The following is a 355-nucleotide window of genomic DNA, read 5'->3' on the forward strand; positions in this document are numbered from 1 at the left end:
TTCTGGCTCGATCATCGTGAATGGACGAAATGTTAGTGGTGGCCTTGGAGGTGGCATGGCCAATATCTCTTCGGGATCAATAGTTGCCAACTTGATTATCAAGGAGAACAGTGCGGTTTCCGGAGGCGGGATGTTGAATTATTCTGCTTATCCGAGGTTTTACAACACGACGCTGAATAACAATTATGCTGTATCTCATGGAGGTGGAATGGCTGATGACAATTCCCAGTCTGTACTTAATAACGTGTTTGTCAGCGGAAACAATTCCTCGGGCGACGGAGGCGGAATCTATTGTTACGCTTCTGGAATCTCGCTTGGAAATACGACCATCAGTGGTAATGTGTCAGCAAGCGGT

General features: G+C 46.8%; 1 protein-coding gene. It reads left to right on the forward strand.

The window, feature by feature from the left end; translation table 11 throughout:
- On the forward strand, positions 1-355 hold a 355-nt coding region (locus tag AC1XUO_RS29670; protein WP_483333527.1), incomplete at both ends, for a hypothetical protein.

The sequence above is a fragment of the Dyadobacter sp. HNCC25DJ186 genome (assembly GCF_056895235.1).